At 52.7% G+C, this 23,479-nt stretch carries 21 protein-coding genes; 4 read left to right on the top strand and 17 right to left on the bottom strand.

Annotation, left to right across the window (positions count from 1 at the left end):
* Positions 1-30 precede the first annotated feature (30 nt).
* From JOE21_RS04655 to JOE21_RS04680, 6 genes are all read right to left on the bottom strand, one after another.
* Positions 31-1,785, bottom strand: coding sequence for a glycoside hydrolase family 13 protein (locus tag JOE21_RS04655; protein ID WP_309862991.1), 1,755 nt, complete (start codon positions 1,783-1,785; stop codon positions 31-33).
* Positions 1,786-1,805: 20 nt separating this feature from the next.
* On the bottom strand, positions 1,806-2,648 hold the full coding sequence (locus JOE21_RS04660) for a sugar ABC transporter permease (protein ID WP_309862993.1): 843 nt from the start codon (positions 2,646-2,648) through the stop codon (positions 1,806-1,808).
* Positions 2,645-3,952, bottom strand: a complete 1,308-nt coding sequence (locus JOE21_RS04665; RefSeq protein ID WP_309862994.1) for a carbohydrate ABC transporter permease — start codon at positions 3,950-3,952, stop codon at positions 2,645-2,647. Before JOE21_RS04665 ends, JOE21_RS04660 begins: the two co-directional genes overlap by 4 nt.
* A 79-nt stretch (positions 3,953-4,031) precedes the next feature.
* Positions 4,032-5,288, bottom strand: coding sequence for an extracellular solute-binding protein (locus JOE21_RS04670; RefSeq protein WP_309862996.1), 1,257 nt, complete (start codon positions 5,286-5,288; stop codon positions 4,032-4,034).
* A gap of 625 nt (positions 5,289-5,913) precedes the next feature.
* Positions 5,914-6,252 (bottom strand): hypothetical protein, encoded by a 339-nt coding sequence (locus JOE21_RS04675; RefSeq protein WP_309862998.1) that lies wholly within the window; start codon positions 6,250-6,252, stop codon positions 5,914-5,916.
* A gap of 40 nt (positions 6,253-6,292) precedes the next feature.
* Positions 6,293-6,829: a hypothetical protein gene (locus JOE21_RS04680; RefSeq protein ID WP_309863000.1), complete on the bottom strand. Its 537-nt coding sequence runs from the start codon at positions 6,827-6,829 to the stop codon at positions 6,293-6,295.
* Positions 6,830-6,984: 155 nt separating this feature from the next.
* Between JOE21_RS04680 and JOE21_RS04685 the strand changes: the two genes are divergently transcribed.
* On the top strand, positions 6,985-7,677 hold the full coding sequence (locus JOE21_RS04685; protein ID WP_309863002.1) for an HAD family hydrolase: 693 nt from the start codon (positions 6,985-6,987) through the stop codon (positions 7,675-7,677).
* A 199-nt stretch (positions 7,678-7,876) separates the two neighbouring features.
* Here JOE21_RS04685 and JOE21_RS04690 read toward each other — a convergent pair whose 3' ends face one another.
* From JOE21_RS04690 to JOE21_RS04720, 7 genes are all read right to left on the bottom strand, one after another.
* Entirely contained in the window at positions 7,877-9,034 is a 1,158-nt protein-coding gene (locus JOE21_RS04690; protein WP_309863005.1) for an MFS transporter, read from the bottom strand.
* Between the two features lie 204 nt (positions 9,035-9,238).
* Positions 9,239-9,655, bottom strand: a complete 417-nt coding sequence (gene queF, locus JOE21_RS04695; RefSeq protein ID WP_309863008.1) for a preQ(1) synthase — start codon at positions 9,653-9,655, stop codon at positions 9,239-9,241.
* Entirely contained in the window at positions 9,648-10,346 is a 699-nt protein-coding gene (locus JOE21_RS04700) for a queuosine precursor transporter (RefSeq protein WP_309863010.1), read from the bottom strand. The genes queF and JOE21_RS04700 overlap by 8 nt, the downstream gene beginning before the upstream one ends.
* A 236-nt stretch (positions 10,347-10,582) precedes the next feature.
* On the bottom strand, positions 10,583-10,807 hold the full coding sequence (locus JOE21_RS04705; RefSeq protein ID WP_309863013.1) for a hypothetical protein: 225 nt from the start codon (positions 10,805-10,807) through the stop codon (positions 10,583-10,585).
* The gene (locus JOE21_RS04710) at positions 10,804-11,964 is read right to left on the bottom strand and encodes a Ger(x)C family spore germination protein (RefSeq protein WP_309863016.1); all 1,161 of its coding nucleotides are present in this window, start codon (positions 11,962-11,964) and stop codon (positions 10,804-10,806) included. Before JOE21_RS04710 ends, JOE21_RS04705 begins: the two co-directional genes overlap by 4 nt.
* Before the next feature lie 12 nt (positions 11,965-11,976).
* Positions 11,977-13,089: a GerAB/ArcD/ProY family transporter gene (locus JOE21_RS04715; protein WP_309863019.1), complete on the bottom strand. Its 1,113-nt coding sequence runs from the start codon at positions 13,087-13,089 to the stop codon at positions 11,977-11,979.
* Positions 13,089-14,657: a spore germination protein gene (locus tag JOE21_RS04720; protein WP_309863023.1), complete on the bottom strand. Its 1,569-nt coding sequence runs from the start codon at positions 14,655-14,657 to the stop codon at positions 13,089-13,091. The genes JOE21_RS04715 and JOE21_RS04720 overlap by 1 nt, the downstream gene beginning before the upstream one ends.
* 406 nt (positions 14,658-15,063) lie before the next feature.
* Here JOE21_RS04720 and JOE21_RS04725 point away from each other — a divergent pair, with 406 nt between their 5' ends.
* The gene (locus JOE21_RS04725) at positions 15,064-15,369 is read left to right on the top strand and encodes a hypothetical protein (RefSeq protein WP_309863026.1); all 306 of its coding nucleotides are present in this window, start codon (positions 15,064-15,066) and stop codon (positions 15,367-15,369) included.
* Positions 15,370-16,082: 713 nt separating this feature from the next.
* On the opposite strand, the gene JOE21_RS04730 is transcribed toward JOE21_RS04725, so the two are convergent.
* Positions 16,083-16,514, bottom strand: coding sequence for an NUDIX hydrolase (locus JOE21_RS04730; RefSeq protein WP_309863029.1), 432 nt, complete (start codon positions 16,512-16,514; stop codon positions 16,083-16,085).
* 381 nt (positions 16,515-16,895) lie between these two features.
* Between JOE21_RS04730 and helD the strand changes: the two genes are divergently transcribed.
* A complete protein-coding gene (gene helD, locus JOE21_RS04735) occupies positions 16,896-19,244 on the top strand; it encodes an RNA polymerase recycling motor HelD (protein ID WP_309863031.1) in 2,349 nt (782 codons plus the stop codon).
* Positions 19,245-19,418: 174 nt separating this feature from the next.
* On the opposite strand, the gene JOE21_RS04740 is transcribed toward helD, so the two are convergent.
* The 3 genes from JOE21_RS04740 to JOE21_RS04750 form a co-directional block, all read right to left on the bottom strand.
* Positions 19,419-19,946, bottom strand: a complete 528-nt coding sequence (locus JOE21_RS04740; RefSeq protein WP_309863810.1) for a GNAT family N-acetyltransferase — start codon at positions 19,944-19,946, stop codon at positions 19,419-19,421.
* A gap of 104 nt (positions 19,947-20,050) precedes the next feature.
* Complete coding sequence (gene fadH, locus JOE21_RS04745; protein WP_309863033.1) at positions 20,051-20,818, bottom strand: 2,4-dienoyl-CoA reductase; 768 nt, start codon at positions 20,816-20,818, stop codon at positions 20,051-20,053.
* Positions 20,815-22,569 carry an acyl-CoA dehydrogenase family protein gene (locus JOE21_RS04750; protein WP_309863812.1) on the bottom strand — a complete coding sequence of 585 codons (1,755 nt, stop codon included), beginning with the start codon at positions 22,567-22,569 and terminating at the stop codon, positions 20,815-20,817. Before JOE21_RS04750 ends, fadH begins: the two co-directional genes overlap by 4 nt.
* A 231-nt stretch (positions 22,570-22,800) precedes the next feature.
* Between JOE21_RS04750 and JOE21_RS04755 the strand changes: the two genes are divergently transcribed.
* The gene (locus JOE21_RS04755; RefSeq protein WP_309863035.1) at positions 22,801-23,448 is read left to right on the top strand and encodes a CBS domain-containing protein; all 648 of its coding nucleotides are present in this window, start codon (positions 22,801-22,803) and stop codon (positions 23,446-23,448) included.
* Positions 23,449-23,479 lie beyond the last annotated feature (31 nt).

A 23,479-nucleotide genomic window follows, 5' to 3' on the forward strand; every position in this document is an offset into this window, starting at 1 on the left:
AATTAAAGATAAACCAGCCTCTCCAATCTTCTAGTCCTGGGTGAAAATGGCGCTCTCACCTGGAGACAAAGTGAATCGAATCCGCCTTTTTTTCACTTGGATACGGGAATCGCTTAACCGTTCCCGCACATGTGTGCCGTCTTCCCAATCGGGTGCCTCCAGGATCAATCGACGGCGGCGGATTCCGTTATTGAGCACCACTCCGACCGTCTCCATCCCTTGTCGGCGCAGGAAGCCGTATATGCCCTTATCCGGTTCCACTACCCACGTGCGAATCTGCCCGCGGCGCAAAGGGGCCAGCTCCCGCCGCAGACTGAGCAGCATCCGATGCCATTCCCACAGATCCCGATCCTGATCGACGGGATCCCATGCCATCGGACGGCGGCAGTCGGGGTCGGGGCCTCCTTCCATGCCCACCTCGTCCCCGTAATAGATCATGGGAATTCCCCAATACGTCAGCTGAAACAGCACCGCCATCCGCATCCGCCGCCGGTCGCCTCCGCACAAGGTGAGGAATCGCTCGGTGTCGTGGGAGCCCAACAGATTAAACATGGCGGCATTCGCCTGGTCCGGATAGCGCATGCGAGCTGCCGCCAGCCGGGCGTCAAAGGTTTTGGCATCGATGGATCGTTCCGCAAAAAAAGCGCAGACCGCTTCTCGAAACAAATAATTCATCACCGAGTCAAACTGGTCCCCCCGCAGCCAGGGGCCCGCATCGTGCCAAACTTCGCCGACGATGAGCGCTTCGGGGTGGATGGCGCGCACCCGCTGACGGAATGCCCGCCAAAAAGCGAAATCCACCTCGTTGGCCACATCCAGCCGCCAACCGTCGATCCCCGCCTCCCGGGTCCAATACTCCGCCACCTTCAACAGGTATTCCCGCACCGCCGGCCGGTGGGTCATCAGTTTGGGCATGTCGGCCACGCCATTGGCAAAGGTTTCATAGTTGGGCTCAGGCTTTGTCGCAACAGGAAAGGAATCGATCCGAAACCAATCCCGATACGGAGAGTCCTCTCCCTTTTCCAACACATCCCGATAAGCGAAAAAACCGGCACCGGAATGGTTGAACACCGCGTCAAAAATCACCCGGATCCCGTGGGCATGAGCGGTATGAACCATCTCCTTCACCGTCTCTAACTCTCCAAAATGGGGATCCACCTGATAGTAGTCGTCCGTATTGTACTTATGGTTGGACGGGGATAAAAAGATCGGAGTCAGATAAATGGCGGTGATCCCCAGATCACGAAGATACGGCATCTTTTGGATGACGCCGGCCAAATCGCCGCCGTAGAAACTGTCCGGCTTCGGCCGGGATGCCGGATTCCATGGCAGGGTTCCTTCCGGATCGTTATCGGGATCTCCATTGGCAAAGCGCTCGGGAAAAATTTGATAAACCACGGCGTCCTGAGCCCACTCAGGCACATCGAACCGATCGCCGTCGCAGATATAGGCAAACTGAAACGCCCCGGCATCCGAACGCTTTTCCACCACCGCCTTTTCTCCGTACCACCAGCGTTTTCCGCCCTTCTCCAGCCAAAAAACATAACGCACGCGCCGGGTTTCGGTGGGAATGACTCCCTCCCACCAATCAAAGCGCCCGTCACAAGCTACCTTTTCCAACGTCATCGGCTGATCCTGCTCTTCCGGCTGGTACCGGTCTCCGTGAAACAGCCCGACCGCTTCCGCATCCCCTTTCTTGACGCGGATTCGCACTTTCAGGGAGCTTACGTCCAGAGGATGGGCCATCGCCCCCTCCGGGCGGTGTTCAATCGCTTCCAACAACATGGATGAATAACGCCCCTTCCCTATCCTTTGGTTGCGCCGGAAGTTAAACCGGAGATGAAGTAGCGCTGCAATGCCAGATAAACAGCGGCGATCGGCAGGGCGACCATCACCGAGCCTGCTGCAAAACGGGTATAGTTCTGACCAAAACGGTCACGGATCATGTCAAACAATCCCACGGCCAAGGTTTTGTTCTCCGGGCTGGTCAGCACGATTTGCGGCAACAGGAAGTCCATCATCGGAGCCATGAAATTAAACAGGAACACCACGGCGATGATGGGCGTGCACAAGGGCAGGATAATCCGGAAGAAGACGGTCAAATGGTTGGCGCCGTCGATCCGGGCCGCCTCATCCAACCCCCGGGGAATGGTGTCCATATACCCTTTCATCAACCAAGCGTTAAAAGGAATCTGTCCACCGAGATAGATCAGAATCAAGCCCCAGTGACTGTCCAACAAACCGACCATGTTGAGCAAGACGTAAAAGGCGACCATCGCCATCAACGAGGGAAACATTTGCAACACCAGAAAGGCCATCAGGGTGTAACGCCTCCCGATAAACTGAAAGCGGGAAAACGCATAGGCAGTGATGGAAGTCAACAGCACCGAGAAGACCGCTGTGTAAAAGGAGATTTTCAACGAGTTTTTATACCAGGTTAAATACTGGCTGTTTGGATCCGTCAACAAATATTGATATTGGGTAAAAGAGGCCTTCTCCGGAATCAGCTGGGTGGAAAAAAGGCTCGTTCCCGGATTGAGAGAGGCCCCGATCGTCCAGACGATGGGAAACAGCGTGACCACCACCATCACCATGAGGATGGCGTAGGTCAATATCAAGCCGATATTGGATTTCATGCGGTGTGTCATTGAATCATGTCCTCCTCTTTGAAGGAACGGGTCCGGGTGAATTGATAGGCAGCCAGGCTCATCACGATGATGGCGATGATGATGGAAATAGCAGCCGCATAGTTGAACTTGGAAATATCAAACATCAACTTATACACCCAGGATATCAAAATATCACTGCCGCCCGCCGTTGACTCCGGCACGGCCGGACCTCCTTGGTTGAAGAGATAGATGACGTTAAAATTATTGAAGTTACCCGCATACTGAACGATTAAAAGCGGAGCCGTCGCGTAAAGAACCATGGGAAGCGTGATGGAGCGAAACTGATCGAAAGCGGAGGCTCCGTCCACTTCCGCCGCTTCATACATCTCCGAGGAGATGCTCTGCAATACTCCGGTGCACAACGCCATGTTAAAGGGAAAGCCCAGCCAGAACTGGATCAACAAGAGCGCCGCTTTCGTCCAGAAAGCATCCGTCAGCCAAGGGATCGCTCCGATTCCCAAGGTAGACAGCATCTGATTGATAAACCCGAAATCATCATTGAACAGCGCCGCCCATGTGATAATAGTGATAAACGGCGGAACCGCCCAGGGCAGGATCAGAACCGTTCGGAAAAAACGCTTTCCCCGCACCCGCTTTTGATTGATCAGCACCGCCAAAATCAACCCCAGGGCGAATTGTACCGTGGTGGCCACCAATGTCCAAACCACCGTCCAGGAAAAAACGTTCACAAACGAGTTTCTCCATAGGTCCAGTTGGAACAGAGCCGTAAAGTTGTCAACACCCACCCAGTCCACCAGCTTAGCAGGCGGCGAATGGTAGAGATCATAGTTGGTAAAGGCGATCAACATCATAAACAGAAGGGGATAAATCACCACAAACACCAGAAACAAGAACGAAGGGAATAGAATCAAATAAGGAAATCCCTTGTCCGTCACAGCTCGAAAAGAAGCCCAGATTCCCGGCGAACGCAGTCCTTGCTCCCGCAGACGTCCCACTTGATATGCATCGCGGATATTGAGACCGTAAAACAGCAGGCCAAAAAGGATTAAGAATATTGCAATCAAGCCTTCTGCCATCAATAGGATGGAATTGTCCCGGAACGGCTTTTCTCCCAGGGTGACGATCCCCCACAATCCCATGTTGAAGATGTCATAAAAAACGACGACATATGAAAATTGCAGGATCAGGAACAGCGATCCCTTGATCCACTGACGGTTATACCATTGCCCCAATCCCATGGAGAGAACGGAAAGAAGGACTGCCGTCTTCGTTGCGTTCCATTTTCTCTTCCGAATCGTTGCGGGTTGTCTATGGGGTTCCATGATTCCGATCTCCTTTCAACGGCGGAAATCAATAGGAACGGACGGCGCGGGAGTCCATCCCTGCCGCCGCCCGAACCGGTTATTGTTGCTGAGCTTTAATCTTGTCGTTGATCAGCTTCACCGCGCTGTCCAGGGCTTTTTGGGGAGACTGCTTGCCTTGGGCGACAAAGGTGGCGGCATGATTCATCGGCTCCCACACCTGGTGCATTTCCGGCACGTTCGGCATGGGAACGGTGTGCTCGGATTGCTGGGCAAAGGCGGAAACGATCTTATCATCCTTAATGACCGGATCTTCCAGCAGTTCTTTTACCGGAGGGATTTCACCGGTATCTTCAAAACGCTCCTTCAGGGCATCCTTGCTGGTTAAGAATTTCATCAGCTCCGTCGCCCAGTAGGGATGCTCACTGTAAGAGGAGAGATAGAGACCTTTCACCCCGGCAAACGTGTTCGGCTGTTTTCCGTCCACCGTCGGCATGGGAACCACACCGAAGTCGACTCCCGCTGCCTGGTAATCACGAACTGCCCAGGGACCGCTGATAACCGCACCCACTTTTCCTTCCTTGAATAAGCCGTTTAGGTTATCCGCCTTCAAGTTGACCGGAATCAGTTTGGCGTCATACAATTCCTTCAGCTTTTCCATCCCTTTAACGGCGCCGTCGCTGTTCAGTCCGATATCCTCGGTGTCGGTTCCGTTGCCATCATCCTTAAAGATATATCCGCCCATCGTGTCAAACAGGAAGTAGTTAAAGTAGAAGTTTTCCCCTTCAAACAGGAATCCGTATTGTTTCTTCTTGGGGTCGGTGAAATCCTTGGCAAACGCCACTAAGTCCTCGTAGCTTTCCGGTGCTTCAGCCAGAATATCTTTGTTGTAAAACAAGGCCACATTTTCCGTTACCCGTGGAAGGCCATAGAGTTCACCATCCACACTCATGGCTTGGATGGAGGGCTCGGTAAAGGCGGAGGTTACTTCCTCATCCACATCCAACGGCTGGATCAGCCCCTTCAACACCGCTTCACCATTGTTATCGTGCGGCCAGGTAACCAGATCCGCTCCTTTTCCTGCGGGGCCGTCCAGGCTTAGTTTCTGCTGTTGGTCGTCCTGTTTGAATGCGACCACTTTTACCTTGATGCCGGTTTCTTCCTCAAACTTTTTGGCCATCTTTTGGGTGTGTTTCACCTGGATGTCTTCATCATTCTCCCAGATTACCAGCTCTTCCGGCCTTTCCTCCGTACCGCCCCCGCCGGTCTCCTTGGCATCGTCCTGGGGACCGCAGGCAGTCAACACCAGTGCCAGCACCAGCGGAACAGACAACCATGCACTCCACTTCTTCTTCATCACGTTTAACCCCCTTCACATTTTTGGTGCAACCGTTTGCACACAAAGTTGAAAAAAAAGAAGAACTGCTGTTTGCAACCATTGAGAAAGCGTTTGCATTTTATTTCTATTCGTGATGGACTCTCTTTTTTCCTCCTGGTCTGAGAAAAAAATTCCCCTTCCTTTTCTCCATTTGTTTCCATCGGTTTCACAGCCCTTCTTTTAGAGCAACGCATTGTGGATTCCACGTGCCGGCTTGCCCGTAATCGCCCGGGTCAAACAGGTGCTTCTCTTATCGGAATGCCATACGCGTCGGCGAAATGATTGCATCTCTTGAAAAGAGGGCAAAAAAAGAGCATGGGGACGATCGTACCCTTGCTCTTTTTCTCACTTAATCCACCTTTTATTAGGTCGTGTCTGATAACCGTAGGGCGAGATCCCCGGTTGGTATGGCTGTCTTCGTTTCGTTGCAAAAAGCGCATAGCGAGACCGGGAGCAAAGCGACCCGGGCGAGACTTGTACTCTATGAGTGCAAAGGCTCTTCGCCAGCCATACCAACCCTCCCTTTTTCTCACGGAAAAATAAATTACCAGACAGGGCTCTAATCATATGCTGCTCCTCTACCAACTAAACCTTACCCTCTTCATCATTTCCTTTTTTTGTACAAAATCCACCGAACTGGATCGGTTCTTTTGTCTTCAATATACAAGTCACCGGTTTTTTTATGTTCGAGAATCCTGCCATTCGCTAACGGCCCGGAATCATCTCCGGCTTTATTGCCGGTATCTTGCAAATGCGCTACTGGATGACCGTTGGTTTGAAAATAAACATCCTCTGAAATGTAAGTTTCCCCTTCGTATTCAACCATGCTCGGTGGAGGTTCTTCATAGGAATATTCCCTGTCCATTTGCTGCCATACGAAAACAATACAGGCTAGTAAAACGAACAAAATGAAAAAGGTTGCTTTTCGATTGATGATAAACACTCCCCTCACTCAAAAAGAACAACAGCCCACAAAATCAAGGCTACCCCCACACCCAGCACCGTCCCCAACACGATGGCAAACAAGGTGGTCTGTTTCGTAAACCCTCGCAACCCCTCCGGGTGCTTCGATCCACTTTCCGTACATGGAAATACATGCTGACATTCACCACGACAAACAGGAACAGAAACAGGATTGCGATTACTCTTCCGTCCCATAGAAACGAAACCGTACCAACAGGGGAGAACAGAAGCGTTTGCAACATGAAGATCAGACTGACAATCACTTGACCCGCGGCGTTGACGCGATGATATTTTCGCCATTCGGGGCCCATTTTCTCCTGTTCATAGTGAAACAGCTCTCTCATCGATGGAAACACCCATAGAGCGTTCACCGGAGCCTGCTTGACAAACCCCGTGATTCCCATGACAGCCAAGCTCCCGGCCACCAACAACATCACGGTTTCGAACGAGGGCAAAGCCCCTATCAGCAACAAATAGGTGATAAATAACCCGAATACCATTCCATTACTGTACACAAACTGCTTTTTTCGCAGTTGTCCCAACCGTTTCGAATCCATCGCAGCCTCCTGGTCCTGTTTAAATTCGAAATGATTGTAAATTTTTTCATCTTTTCTGTCAACCATTGGGATAGGGCCGGAAGTGCAATCGATTGGCTAGCGGCAGGGAAATCGACCTCCGTTCCCGAATGGTTCCCCGTAAAGGAGGCGGTGCCATGATCCGCGCCATTGGATTTGATTTGGACGAAACGTTGCTTTACCGCAGTGCATCTTTGCTCCGGTTTATCCGCCACCAGCACGCCGAACACCACCTCGCCCAAAAAGGGGTTTCCTTACAGGAGTGGTGCGATCGCTTCATCGAGTGGGACCGCTCCGGCTACGTCGGCAAGGATGTCGTCTATAGCCGTTTGATCGATCATTTCCATTTGAACGAATACACCGTTGATGTGCTATGGAATGAATATCGAAATCACTTTCATCGATTTTGCATCGCGATGCCCCACGCTCGCCATATCCTGCATCGGTTAAAAACAAACGAAATGCGACTCGCCCTCGTGACAAACGGTGAAACCGTCTTTCAAAAGAAAAACGCCGAGGCCTTAGGGATTCTTCCGCTTTTTGACGCAGTCTTCGTCTCCGAAGAAGAGGGCCGAAAAAAGCCGGATCCGGAGCTGTTCATCCAAGCGGCACGCCGGATGGGCGTTCCGCCTGAATTCTGCCTTTTTGTGGGAGACCATCCTGTCAACGACATCCAGGGAGCCGCAGCAGCCGGTATGCAAACGGCTTGGCTCAAAGGCCTGTCCCTGTGGCCGCAGCATCTCACCCCTCCTACCGTTACCCTGCAAAGCTTACTCGATCTCCTCCCCTTGTTGGAGAAACGGAAAAACGCTTTTGAAACAACAGCGTGATGGTCGATCACGGTGTACTTTCTAAACTACACAATACTCGTCGATACTTGCTCCTCTGACTTCCGATACGATTGAATGATCAGAAGTGATGATTCAAACGGCCAGTTAAGCAATCATATAAATCAGCCTGTAAGAAAAGGATATCCCGCCGTCCGACGGCATGGGATATCCCTTCTTCACGGTAAATAAAACCGATTCCTCATATCAGCCGTTTTTCCATCCGCCTTAACCCCAGAAGAATGCAGACTCCGACCAACGTCATCACCCCGAACAGCAGATACGTCACAAAAATATCGAAGCGATCCAGAATAATTCCTCCTACCAGGGAGAAGAACCAGTTTCCCAATCCCACCCCCATCGCGGCATACAGGGAAATGGCCGTCGCCTGCACCTCTTTGGGAGAGATGGTCCGGACGTATTCCAAAGCTGCGGGAATAAACAGTCCCACTGACATTCCTTGAGCGATGGTGCTCAAGTAGACTAGCAGCAATGACGGCTCCCACGCATACAGCAGCCAGCGCAGCCCGGAAACGCCAGCGGCAAAGATGGTTACGGTTAATAACCCCCGCTGGCGAATCCATCTTCCGGCAAACTTCATAAACGGTACTTCACTCCCCGCCGCCAGGAGAAAACCCAACCCCACCCCGGCCAAGGTGCCGCCTAAGTCCTGCACCAGCAGACCGAAATAGACGTTGTTGGCGTGAATGGGGCCAAACACCAGAAACGTCGCCAACAGGAACAAGCCGAACGGAGGCAGTTTCATTAATTGACGCAAGCCTGCCCGCAAGTCAATGTCAAACGCGATCCGTTCCTTGGGCAAGGCCAGTCCCACCCATGCGGACAGCCACAGAGAAGCGGCGAAGCCGAAAAATATAACGATCAAACCGAAGCGATCCGACAGCTCCCCCATGATAAACGCCGCCACGGCGAACCCAAGCGCCCCCCATAAGCGAAGGTTTCCATAATCGCCTCCTGTCCGATGGACAAAGTTAATGGCGATATTGTCCGAAATCGGGATGACCGACGCTTGAAAGGCTGCCAATGTCGCCGCCAGCACCAACAGCCAAACATACTCCTCCAACACCAGATAGCCCAGGCCGAGGAGGCCGGTAACGGCGACGGTCAGGATCAGCACTTGATTGGAGCGCTGCGTGTAGTCGCAGATAATCCCCCAAACCGGCTGGGCAAACACCATTACAATGGGACCAACGGACAAAATCGTCCCGATCTGCGTTCCCGTCAGTCCCACTTCCTCCCGGAAATAGACGCTTAATAAAGGGAAGAAACCCCCGAATCCAAAAAAGATCAAAAAGAAAAATGTACTGAATATCCAATGTTGTTTGGTATTCCGATGCACTGATGGTTTCCCCCATCCCTATTCTTTCGGAGCTCGGTCATGATCTGATCGGTACCCGCCCATTGGACGATATCATTGAATCATACCCCGGTCGCTCTCCTGAATCAATGACGAAAATGGATACTTCTTCACACTATCACACAAAAAAACCTGTGACATGATCCATGTCAACAGGCTCCGTCCGATTCTATTGGAATGATTCCCTTATTCCCCCGTCCACTCTGCCACCACCCGGGTACCCAAACCGCCACGGGGGTTCCACAGGGCTTCCACTTTCATCCGCTTCGGTTTTGCCGCCGCCACCAACTCTTCCAGGATGCGGCGTGTGGCATGTTCCTGGTAGATGCCCACATTACGGTAAGACGTCAGGTAATATTTCAGCGATTTCATCTCAATCAGATCACGGTCCGGGACAAAGGAGATCGTGATCTCCGCAAAATCGGGAAGCCCCGACCACGGACAGACCGAGGTAAATTCTGACGTGGGAATTTCCACTTCCACATCCTTACCCGGGTATTCATACGGGATCGTTTCTAAGATGTCGGTCATAATCGCCGATTCGTCCTGGATGTCAAACCGGATATTCTGATATTTACTGTGATCCACTTTTACTTCAGCCATGCTCGATTCCTCCTTTGATAGTACGGTCGGCAGGAAGGGGTTCTCCCATGCCGCAACCGCGCCGGATCAGCCAAACCAAACCATAGACCAACGGGGTGTCAAACGCAGCGATGATCAGTTTTACCACATACTGAGCCAGAATCATCCCCCAAAGATCCGGAACGGACCCATAAAAGGCGAGGGTGATAAACACCGCCGTATCCAACAGCTGCGAAACCGCCGTCGACAGATTGTTACGTAACCATAAATGACGGGCACCCGTAAGCCGTTTCCAAAACTGAAAGGCCCATATATCATGATACTGGCTGATCAAATAAGCGGCCAGTCCCGCCACCGTGACACGCAGGTTGCTCCCCAACACTGCCGCATACGCCTCTTGCCCCTGCCAAAAGGGAGCCGAAGGAAACGCGATCGCCAGCTGAACCATCACCGCAGCCAACAAGGAGGTGATAAAGCCGACCAATACCAGCCACTGCGTCCGCTCCCGGCCCCAAATCTCCGAAACCGCATCCGTGATCGCGAAGGTGAGAGCGTATACCAAGACGGCAGCAGGGAAAAACAGCGCCCCGTTTCCCAGCGGAATCTGGATAATCTTTACCGCCAATACATTGGCGATTATCAACATTCCCGAAAAACATCCCGTCAGCAGAATAAACCAACGGTCATCCAAGCTCAAACGCGTCAGTTGCATCGTACGCTTTTTCCACCCATCCTTTTTTCCTCCCAGCGAAAAAAACCACGGCACGGAACGCGCCCTGGGGGTAAGTACCATCCACTTGGGTCATACGTCCCTAGTTTTATTTAAGGAGTGGAGGGAGTTTCGAACACTCCGGGCAACCATACACCCGGTCTCATTGTACCAAAAACACGCACGAATGCCAGCAGTTGAGAGGCTCTTTTTTGTCGGTTGTGTGGCGACAGACCCTGTCATTCCAACAGATGTCCCAACGAGCCGAACACGGCCTCAATCCACCAGGTGGGCCCCGGCATGCCCGGAAAGAGCAAAAAACTAACGGACAGCATCCATCCGATTCCCATCACCAACAAAAAAACCACCTTCTCCTTTTTGGAAAGCGCGGAAACCGTTGACCATTCCACTGCCGCAATCAACACCAATAACGCGGATACCGCGATTACGGTCAACGTCTTCATTCTTGGATCACCTTCCGTTTGGGCAAGCCGGGCTGCGACGTATTCAGTCCGGTCCGTTCCACTTTTACCATTGCATCGATCTCTACGTCCACCTGAGCAAATTTCTTGTCCCATTGTGTCCTTACATCGGCCCACTCCCGGGGATACTTGCGCCGAAACGCCTCCCCAAAACCGAATATATCGGTCTGCATCTCCTTTTGCACCAATCGCAATGCCTGCCGGATTTCCCCCTTCACTACATTTTCCGCCCTTTGTGAAATCTCATGGGTCAACCGGGGATTCGATAAATCCAGACCGGCTCCGTTTTGCACCACGTCATCCTCCGTTCCGACCTTTACGCGCATATACCATCGACCGTTTTCAATCCGCGGCTCCATCTCCGTTTGCGATTTCAGGATATCCAGCGACACTTTTCCTTTTCCTCCCGGCCCATTCACCGTGACAATGCTGTGCAAGGCCTGGTCGAGTAGCCACTCGATTCCTTTCGCCTCATCAGACTGAGCCGTCCCGATTAATCGCCCCTGTTTGAAAATGGCATATCCGCTCAACTCCAACGTATTTGGACCCACTTTTTCTACCAAAGGCATCGCGGCCGCTTCCGCCTCGCTTCCCATCGATTGCAGCACATTGTTCATGGTGATATTCCGTTTTCGGGAAAACTGCGCTTCTTTCTGCAGGGCTGCCGCAGAGGTGGTTTCCAGATCGCTCTTCATTTCGAGGATCTCCCGGGCTTTCCCTTTGCAAACCAAGGGCTTCATTCCCAAACGGGTATCCGCTTCCCTGGAAAAGAAATCCAAATGATCACGGATGTCTTTCCGTGCCAACTCCTCCCCCAACAGCAGGATATCCGTCTGTCCCCAAAAGACCTTTCGGGGCAACTGCTGTTGCAAGTTTGCGATGGCATCGGCGAGGGTGATCCCGGTAACGGTCCTCACCGTGTCCTCTCTTATGCCACCCCCCTGCTGAGATCCCTCCATCCCTTCCCCTGTCATGGGAGTCGGTGTCACCACCTGTACCGACAGTTGAAGCAACCCTTCCTCCGTTTGATCCAAACCCAATGCTCGGATGATGGCGATTTCGTCCACTTCCGTCTGGTCCCAACAACCGGTCAACAGGGCTGCCACCACCCCAATGATGACAAGGCGTTTTCCAAGCAAACTTCTCCCTCCCTATCCATCGTAAAATCCGTTTACACCCTTACCGCGTTCTCCTCTGTTTCCAATCCAAGCAAGCAATCCTATCCCTAAGGGAATCATCAGAATAAAGCCATTCCAAACAACAGCTGTACTGCCGAGGAATTGGTTCAATTCCTGAAGGGTGGGAGCCACCCACTCGGCGAACAAGACCAATAACACCCCTACTGGCAGAGCCAGAAAACGGTACTCATCCAATCCGAACCATTGGGCGGTCCCCAACACCACACCGAAATGAAAAACCGTGATCTGGACAAACGACCCCACCACCCAGACAGCCAGCAATAAAGCGTCGATGTGCTGAAAAAACTCGCCGATATCGATGTAGCGAACCACTTCAATAAACGGATAATTGAACGTGGCCACCATCTCCCCAAACAAGAACAGAGCCACGAGGTTAGTCGCCGCCATCGTCATCAGGATGGAGAACCAAGCCAGCATCCCCCATCTCTTTCCATCCTTCCGGTTGGACACAAAGGGAAGCAGAAAGGAAAGCAAGATGAAATCGGCAAACCAACCTGCCGGAACCAAGGCTCCCCTCACGGACGGACCGATCCCGTTTTCAAAAACCGGCTGAACGTGACGAACGTCCCAATCGGAAGCCGTCAAAAACAAGAGCCCTGCCCAGATCAGCAAGGTAAAGGGGATGAACAACTGCGCCAAACGCCCGATCACTTCCACTCCGGATCGGACGGCATACCCGACAAGGGCGGTCATTACCCCCATGATGAAAACCGCGGGAGTATGTTCCAGAAACACACCGACCAAAAATTCGCCATATCCGCGCAAAATCAAACTGTTCACATGCAAGAAGTAAAACAGCAGAACGGCGGACAGTGCCTTTCCCAGAATGGTTCCCACCACCTGCCCACTGTATTGGACGATGGTTTCACCGGGAAAACGGCGATCCAGCCAAAACATCACTTGCAGCATAACCAATCCAACAAAGGAAGCCCATAAGGGCGACAGCCACAGATCCTTGCCCGCGACCTGTCCGGTAATGCTGGGAATATCCAGTATCGCGCTGAACACCACCGTGGTATATATCATCAATCCCATTTGCTGTGCCGATATCCGCTCCTTTCCCATCACTCATCTCCTTTCCTGGGAGGATGCGGGCGTTGGCCCATCGGTTGACGGCGCCGGTTCCGTTTCCCTGTCAGATGGGGACGGGTATCCATCTTCCACCAGTGATTACGGTACCATGTGTCTTTCCAATCTCCCGCTTGGATCGGCGCGATCGGAGACAAGTAAGGCACCCCAAAGGACCGCAGGCCACACAAGTGAATGGCGATGGCAATCAATCCAAACATAATCCCAAGCATTCCCATCCCTCCCCCTAAGAGAATCATGACAATCCGGAGAATCCGAATCGCCCACTCCAAGCTATAATGGGGAGCCGTAAAAGAAGCGATTCCCGTCAGGGCGATGACAATCACCACCGGAGCCGATACGAATCCGGCAGACACCGCCGCTTGTCCCACCACCAGCGCCCCGACGATGGTGACAGCGGAGCCCACCTGGCGGGGAAGGCGCAGCCCCGCCTCCCGCAGCAATTCAAACGCCAATTGCATCAGCAGTGTCTCAATCAGTGTCGGAAACGGCACTTCTTCATGGGCGGATGCCATGCTGATCAACAGACCGGGCGGAATCATTTCCTGGTGAAAATTGAGGAGCGCCACATATACCCCCGGCAACACCAGGGCCAAAAATAAAGAACTGTAACGCAACAGCCGGATGCTGCTGCTGTAGAGTGACCGATAAAAATAATCATCGGTGGCTTGCAAAAGAGACGTCAGAGTAGTGGGAACCACCAGCGCATCTTTGGTACCGTCCACCAAGATCGCCACCTGCCCCTCCAACAGGTTCCCCACGATCACATCCGCCCGTTCCGTCGATTTTATCTGGGGAAACGGGGACCAGGGAGCATCCTCAATCATCTCTTCCAGATAACCGCTCTCCAGCACTCCGTCGATCTCCACTCCGCGGAGCCTCTTCTGCACCTCCGCTACCAGGCCGGGATCGGCGATCCCGTCGATATAGATGACATGGATGCGTGTCTGGGTGTAACGCCCCAGAACCAACCTGGTTACTTTCAGTTTCGTGCTACGGATCTTTCGACGGATAAGGGTCGTGTTGGTCTGTAATGACTCGGAAAATCCTTCTTGTGATCCTCGGATGGACGGTTCCGTTTTGGGCTCTTCGATGGGGCGTTTTTCCCATTGGCTCAGTTTCAGCATCACTGCCTGATTGGATCCATCCACCAGCAAGACCGGATTTCCCAGCGAGATTTCCTCTGTGCATTCGTCAAAGGTTCCGATCAGCTTGACCGAAGAAACCGGAATCTCTTCCATAATTAAATGACGGATCTCTTCCAATCCTTGAGGAATATGACGCATCAAGGGCTTCAGCACATACTCTTCGATCCCGCGAATGTCGGTCATACCGTCCAGATAGATCAATTGAGCTTCGCGTTCGCCCCCGATTAAAAAAGAACGAAAGACGATATCCTGTGCATCCGAATAGATCCTTTGCAAAACGCGGCGGTTTTGTGCAAGATCCAGGTGAAGACGGCGCGATGCGGATGCTCCGTTTCCGCCATTGGGTGGACAGCCGTTTTTCCTTGTTCGGCCCTTTCGATGCCGTCGATTCTTCATGGAACCCCCACCTTCCCTTCTCATTTTGGGAAAGTGCACTTCCTTTTAAACTTCAGCAGGTATCATGCGAAAAGCCCCCCGTACGGAGGGCTTGGTGTAGGCGGATCCTTGTCTGTAAGTCCAAAGGATGAGAGTCAGCGTTTGAGGAGGGAGCCCAACTAGGGCGCATCCTTACACTTTCCACCTTCTTCTCATCCATCTCATCGCCGATTCCGGTCTGGATCAGCGTCTCTTATGATAAAGAGGAACTCCGGAACGTCCAATCAATCTAGCAACTCTCCGCATCTAATATATCAACTAAAAAAGAAAGGAATGGATTGATTAGATGCCATTTTTTTACTCAACAGGCCCGGTCGAAAATATATCGACTAGCGTTTCACTCCGTTCGGTCCGGGCGCTGGTCAAGGTGCTGAATAATGATCCGACCATTCCCGCCCCGGCAGTCGTCCGGGCATTCCGTATCAATGGAGCAAAAGTTCTCCTGTTTAACACCGTTTTTAATGTGCCGCCGAACTCGGCTACACTGGTCGTCCCGCCTTTGGTTTTTCCTAACACCACTACGCCGGTTCGACAGTGGGAAATTCAAATCAGCGTGGGCGGAAACCAGTCCGATGTCCTGGCTTCCGTGTGGGGGTTGAATATCAATGGTGACATTATCGCTCACCACCGCTTTGCCCACAGCGAGCTGACCCGGATCGACGAGCTCACTTAGAATGTGTCTGAACATCCGTATCGCTTTATCTAGTGCCCCTTCTACCAATATCGATCGTGTTTACGTGGAGGGAGGCTTGGTTTTCCGGCGGAGTCGACTCTGCCACGCATGGAGCGAAGACGGAAAACCAAGCCGACCGACTTGTCCGCGTAAAGGCCATGAAAAACAGATCGAAGTTACCTGAAGGGGCACTAGTACTACAGTTGCATTTTACTAAAAGTGTATATGAGTGTGGGTTGGTCGGGCTGGCGGGCTGGTGGGCTGTCTTCGATCTCTTGCAAAAAGCGCATAGCGAGACCGGGAACGAAGTGACCCAGGCGAGACTTGTGCTCTGTGAGTGCAAAGGATCGCACCATCCCACCACCCTCCCTTCTCACATCTGCGTCTGCTCTTATAAGTACAACTGTAGTACTAGAGTATATTTCAAAATAGGTTGATTATTTTACAATTGCTACCGTTTAGTCGTTCGATATGAGGTCAGCAAAAATCAGAGCCATCCGATTAAACAAAGAAACAGATCACCAGCGCCCGTTATCCCGACAACTCAAAAGGAATGAAAATGACCTCGATACGAACATTTGTTCTTGACAGCGGCTGTACCATGATTTACGATAGAGACAACCCCTTCTTATCCAGTTGATTGCATGAAATGTCCTCTCCATCTTGGTCTATTCCCTGCGGACGGCTCCGGCCGTCTTCTTTTTTATGCCTCCCTACTTCACGATTCCCCGATCCCTGTACGGTGCCCCCAACCGGCTGGATTGCTCCTGTAACTCAATCCCTCCCTTTCGCAACCATCGGGCAGCAGATGACACATCCATCCAGACCACATCCGCGATCTCCTCCGGCCGTGAGATTCTCATTTCCCCTCCAATAATCCGCCCCATAAAGGTGAAAAAAACGGCATGATGCCCCTTGGATGCAAAAAACACTTCACTTACCGCGATGAGGTTTCCTACTTCGATCTCGTATCCGGTCTCTTCTCTTGTCTCGCGGACGGCGGCCTGACTTAACGTTTCCCCTGCCTCCACCGCTCCCCCGGGCAACGTAAAGTCAAACGAATCCTCTCTTCTGTTTTTCACCATCAATACGGCTTGTTTGTTTTCATCAAAAATAAAAGAATAGGATACATCCACCCGTTTCATCCACCCCACCTCCCGAACTTATCGATTGAAATAGACCAACCTCCCTCGGCGACAAACCACTCTATCCTACCGGATCATGCTGATGCTGAAACCGCGGCAGATTTATCCACTGATTCGAAAGCAGAAACCGTTTCTTAAACATGCGTTTTTTCCGACATGGCGATACTGTTCTGAAAAAACAGCCATAAAAAAAGGAGACCCTCGTCTCTTTTTTGGTTGATTCAATATGGGGGATGGATTGATTTTGGTCGGTTGCCATGATAAAATGAAGAACATGCAATAAATCATTAATTTTAAACACAATACATCAATTTAACTTTATCACAAACTCATGGATCTGTCAAACCTTTTTACATAATCCCTCTGAAAAGGAGCGGTATGATGAGTCTCTCCGAGCAAGAGTGGCGGAAGGAACAGAAACGAGTCGATCGAGTGATCCAAACCATCCACGGGCAGATGACCGTGCTTCAGAAGGAAATCGGCGGAGTGAAGGCCGATATCGTAGATATCCGCAAACATTTTTGGGATGATATTAGGGTTAATGTGGATGATCCCGGCGAAGCGGCGGAAACTTACGCCAGCATCAAACAGCAGGCAGAAGTGTTGTCGGAACGAGAACGTAGACACCGCCACGCTCAAAAGCGACTAAAAACATTGGAGAAGCTCCACTCGTCCCCCTATTTCGGCCGGATCGATTTCGTAGAGGATGGGGAACCATCCCCCCAGCGAATTTACCTTGGACTCACTTCCCTGCTGAATGAAAACAAAGAGGAGTTTCTCATCTATGACTGGCGCGCCCCCGTATCCAGTCTCTACTACGATTATGGACCAGGCCCTGCCCAATATGACACCCCCGACGGAACCATCACCGGCACCATGGAATTAAAGCGCCAATACATCATTCGGGACGGCCGGATCCGCAGCCTGTTTGACACGGGTGTCACCATCGGGGACGAACTGTTGCAGGAAGTCCTCGGCCGACAGGCCGGCACACAGATGAAAACGATCGTAGCCACCATCCAACGGGAGCAGAATCAAATCATCCGCAGCGAAGGAAAGCGCCTGCTGATCGTTCAGGGGTCCGCTGGAAGCGGCAAAACGTCGGCCGCCCTGCAACGGGTCGCATACTTGCTCTATCGGCACCGGGAAACACTGAAGGCGGATCAGATCCTGCTGTTCTCCCCCAACCCGATGTTTAACAGCTACGTCTCCACGGTTCTTCCCGAACTGGGTGAAGAAAATATGGCGCAAACCACCTTCCAAGAATACCTGGAGCGCCATTTGGGACAAACCTTTCAACTGGAAGATCCCTTCACCCAGATGGAAACCGTGTTTACAACCATGGATGAACCAGGATACGCCTTTCGCATCGAGGGGATTCGTTTTAAATCCTCCCACAACTTCATGGCAATCCTGGATCGTTATCTGTCCTGGCTCCAACAAACCGGACTGATCTTTAAACATATCAAGTTTCGCGGCAAAACCCTCGTGTCCGCCACACAAATCCGGGATCGCTTTTATTCCCTTGATCAGGCGTTGTCCATCCCGCAACGGATGGAACATCTGGTGGATTGGTTGTTAAAGGAGTTGAAAAAACAGGCGCGCCTGGAACAGACGAAGCCCTGGGTGGAAGAGGCGATCCAGTTTCTCGATTCGGAAACGTACGGACAGGTGTATCGAAAGCTTTTGCGTAAACAGTCGTTCACCGAGGACACCTTTGACGATTATGAACGGGAACAACGATTGCTTGCAGAAGGAGTGGTTCAGGAGCGTTTTAAACCGTTGGTTACCGGGGTCAAACAACTGCGGTTCATTGATATCCCCGCCATTTACAGGCAATTGTTTACCGATCCCGCTCTCCTATCCAAGTGGTCATCGGCGGATCTGCCGCGGCAATGGAAAGCGATCGCAAAAGAGGCGGTGAAGAAACTGGATCGCTTCGAGCTTTCCTACGAAGACGCAACCCCCTACCTTTACTTGAAAGAGAAAATCGAAGGGTTTCAGACTGTCTCCTCGGTACGGCATGTGTTGATTGATGAAGCTCAGGATTATTCTCCATTCCAGTTTCAATTCATCAAGGAACTGTTTCCCCGTGCCAGCTTGACCGTGCTCGGGGATTTAAACCAATCAATTCATCCCCATGCCGCCGGAACCGACTTTGCGTCGTTATCATCCTTGTATGGGGCCGAGCAGACGGAAGTGATCCGGCTGACACGAAGCTATCGATCCACCCAGCCGATCGTCCAGTTCACACGCTGGATCATCCCGGGAGGAGAAGCAATTCAGCCCTTTAACCGTGATGGCAAAAAACCGACCGTGACGAAAGCGTTGGGCAAAACGGATCTGGCACACAAGATTGCCGACCGCATTCGCGTGCTGCAAGCTGCCGGCCATCGGACGATCGCCGTCATCGGCAAGACTGCCCGGGAATGTCGGGAAGCGTTTGAAGCCTTACATGACGAGATTACCCTTCGTCTGATTGACAAAGAGACCGCCTCTTTCCAGACCGGAGCCGTCGTCATCCCCTCGTATCTGGCCAAGGGTGTGGAATTCGACGCGGTCATCCTCTACGATGCTTCACGAAAACAGTATGGGAGAAAAAGCGAGCGAACGCTGTTTTATACCGCTTGCACCCGGGCCATGCACGAATTGCATCTCTTTTACACCGGAGAGAAAAGCCCGCTCCTGGCACCGGTGCCAGCCGAGCTGTATGTAGAGGAAAGCGAATGAGTATTCGTTTGCGAAACAAACCTTACGGGAAGGAAGCAGTCCTTCCCTTTTTTTGATGGCGGCGGTTTGTTCCAGGATCGAAAAAGGGGCAACGTCGGAAGAGGGTATTCCGTTTGATTAAATCCACTTCTCCTTTTCCATCAACTTTCAAGATCCTTCCATACCACGCGTTATTCAAACGTCAACACAACTTTTCCCCTCCTGTGCGTCTCCGATCAGTTTGGACATCCCATACTCATCCACATACCGGCCATCTACCAGCAGTGAATCCCGTCTGATTCCTTCCACCTGAAAGCCCCTTTTCGGATAAAGGGCCAAAGCGGCGCGGTTGTGTACCATCACCGTCAGTTCCAGACGGTGGATTCCATTTTGACGCGCCCAGTTTTCCCCGGCAGTAAACAACCGGGTGCCAATCCCCTGGCCCGTATAAGTCTGGCGAATCCCCACCACGATATAGGCGGAGTGACGGTTGCGACGGACACCGCCTCCGATCAGCTCCATCCATCCCACCAATCTCCCTGCGACTTCCGCCACCAGGATCGTTCGGTTCTTCTGTTCCACCGCGCTTTGGATCCGCTTCGCCGTCTCTTCCACTCCAGCGGTCCGTTCCCCCGGTTCCAGCAGCATAAACGAAGTCTCTTTATCCAGACGTTTTTGCAAAGCCAGATAGGCAGCAGCGTCTTCCACCCGAATTTGCCTTATATGTACTACCGGTTATCCCTCCCGAGAAACATCCTCTCCCAGTATACCACGGCAAAAAAACCGATCCCCTAAGGGAATCGGTTTATAGGAAGAGCGGGATGCCTTCAGATGAAACGGGCTCCGTTCATCCATTGCCCTCCGTCCATGGTAATGCAATCGCCGGTGATATAGGCGGCATCTTCCGACAGGAGAAAGGCCGCCACCCCGGCGATCTCCTCCAACTTGCCAAACCGGCCGGCAGGGATACTTTGCAGCACCCGTTTGTGCATCCGTTCATCCAGGATCAGCTTCTCCACCCCGCCCGTATTCTCCACTGCTCCGGGGGCGATGCAGTTGACACGGATTCCGTACCGGCTTCCCCATTCCACGGCCAAAGAGCGGCTCATCGCCAGAACCCCGGCTTTGGCCGAAGCGGAGTGGACCACTCCCGCCGCTCCCGTCCAGGCGTACGTCGCCACAATATTGACGATGGATCCCTCTTTTTTGTCAGCAATCCATTCTTTGGCCGCCGTCTGCGTGCAGTACCAGGTCCCGTTCAGCACGATGTCGATCACGGAGTGCCAACCGTTGTCGGACAGCGTTTCCGCCTGAACGACAAAGTTACCGGCCGCATTGTTGACCAACGCATCCACTCCGCCAAAGGTTTCTTTCGCCTGGGAAAAGGTGGCCTCCACCTGCTCCCGGCTGCGTACGTCCATCGCCACCGTCAGCACCTTCCCGTCCAGGGAGGCCATCTCGTCTTTTGCCCGTTCCAACTTTTCCGGATCGCGTCCGGTAATGACCACATTGGCTCCGTCCCGGCACAAACGAGTAGCAATCGCTTTCCCCATGCCATTAGAACCACCTGTCACCAATACTGTTTTTGCTGTCATTGTCGTTCCCCCTGTTTTGTTTGATGGATAATCGGCTCCCGGTGGAGCACGATGGTGTCAAACCATTCCATACTCGGGATGACATCGGCACCGATGCCAAAGGCGCCAGGGTACCCGAGACGGCCGACGACATAGCGTGCCACCAATGCCAGACGGCTACAAGCACGAACATCCCAATCATATTGCGCCTCTTCCAACAAAAAGGCAGCTCCGCAAACGTCGATCAGTTGGTCGGCAAAACGGCGGGCATGGGCGTTTTGCACCATGGCGTCCGCCTCCAACACAACCTTGGCGTCACGGGCGAGACGGACGCACGCCTGTCGCAGGGTTTCCACCGATTCCGCCAGTTCTGGAACCGTCACCTGATTGAGGGCCTGCTCCACCTTCTGCAACAACACAAAGGAATTTCCCCCCGTCCGTTTCGCCTCCCGTCCTAAATTTTTTAGGATTTCCAGGGCCATGATGTTGGATGGCCCTTCCCAAACGGTGTTCACTTGTGCATCCCGCAACAGGCGCGGGGTCACAAATTCCTCGATATATCCGTTTCCACCGTGCAGTTCCAGAGAGTCCTTGGCATGGCGTACGGCGTTTTCGCTGAGGCGGTACTTGGCCATTGCCAACAGGAGGCGCAACAAGGCCTTGTTCTCCTCCGTCTCCCGCCCGTAAGTGTGGCAGTCGTCCATCGCCTGCATCATACGGGCGGCAAGCGCCCATCCCACTTCGATGTCCGCCATCATGTCCAACAAGGTTTGGCGTACCATCGGATAACGGTCGATGCGGTTTCCAAAAGCTTCCCGGTTGGCGGTGTAAACCGCCGCCTCCAGAAAAGCGCGATGGGAAAGGGCCAGAGAACCGGTGGCGGTGCACATACGGGAAACATTAAGAGCTTCTGCCATATATCGAAAGCCCTGTTCCGGTTCTCCGATCCGAAAACCTACCGCCCCGTTCAGCTCCAATTCCCCGCTTGGCACCGCGCGTACGCCCAGTTTGTCCTTCAGCCGCCGGATGGTGATCCGGTTTTTTTCGCCGTTCTCCAATATGCGGGGAAGTAAAAACAGGCTCAGTCCCTTGGTTCCCTTTGTCTCCCCCTCCCGTGCCAACGTGATCGCCAGGCCGGCTGCACAGTTGCTGGCAAACCACTTTTCCCCCGTCAGGAGATGGTGCTTTCCATCGGCCACCGCCCTCGTCCGGGTTACCCCCACATCGGATCCCCCCTGGATCTCGGTCAGAAAGGTGGCCCCCTCTTCCAACGTGACCGGATCCATACTGGCCAGCCGGGGAAGATAACGTTCGCGTTGTTCCTGGGAACTAAATTTCTCCAGAACAAACGCCACGGACATCGTCAGGGTGATCGGACAGGTGAATCCCACCTCCGCTTTGGACATGAGCATATGCAACATCTGCGTGTAGAAAAAGGGAACCGGCTCCGGCACATCCTCCCGATAGCGCCACCCCACCACCCCGGAGCCGTATCCAGCCTCCACCGTCCGCTGATAGCCTTCATTCACCCATACCTCGTTGATCGGCTGACCGTATCGGTCGTACCGGATCAGGCGCGGGGCACCCTCCCGATCAGTGTGACGGGCCCGCTTTTCCATCGGACCGGCGGCATAAGACCCCATCTCCCGCAGACGGCCTTCCCCCCATTCTCGCAAGGCGGGGGACAGATACCGCTGAAGGTAACGCTGCATGCTGAAATCGCTTTCAAACCAGTTCAGCTCTGTCCCGTCCCGGTACCGACTGTAGTCCATCACAGGGCGATCCCCCTTCGCCGAAAAATGAATGAATACACATTCAATGCTATCGAAGGCACCTCTCCACGTCAACAAATATTGTGAAAACCGCGATCCCTCCGTCTTTTTTACAAATATTCCTCTCTTCGACAACGACCTTCCGGGAAGGAAAGGGAAAAATAGTCCCGGTGCAGGGATTTTACCCGTGGCGACGAATGTAAGGAAAGAAATAAGTCAGGAGGGATGCGGATGTTCATCCAGAATTGCTTAACCCCCAAGGAAGAAATCGTCACCGTCACACCACAGACCCCGATCCCCGACCTGTTCCGCACATTGGAACAACACGGGCTGGAATCGATCCCGGTTATCGATGATAAGGGGTTGTTCCTCGGTATAACCGGCTACGGACACGTGATGAAAACGTTGGCGGAGAGTGGGGAATGGGATCGTTCTCTTCGGGAAGGCACCGTAGCGGACCACTTTTATGTGATCGATCCGTTATCCATTAACAATGACTTTGAAGAAACGCTTCCCATCATGGTTCGATATCCGTTTGTACCCGTGGTGGACGAGGATGGTTTCACCTTTCTGGGGATCGTGAAAATCAGCGATATTGAAGCCGCGCTCGCCTCCACCTACGGGTATGAACTGCCGGGTGTCCGCTTTCTGCTCGCCCTTGTCCTGGATGCTCCCCACGAACTGGAACACATCCTGGAAAGTGTCAAGCCCTATGACGTAAACATTATCAGCGTCGTCACCTTTGACGCCGGCGATGCCGCCGCCCGCCGCATTTTGTTAAAAACGGGACCAACGGAACATGTGGAGGAAATATGCAAAAATTTGGAGGAACGGGGTTTCCGTATTATGAGTGTCAAGGTAACCGAGCCGGTGAGTTAAACACGCTTCCTGGATGTGAACAGGACCCTTG

Source organism: Desmospora profundinema, assembly GCF_031454155.1.
GTDB lineage: Bacteria > Bacillota > Bacilli > Thermoactinomycetales > DSM-45169 > Desmospora > Desmospora profundinema.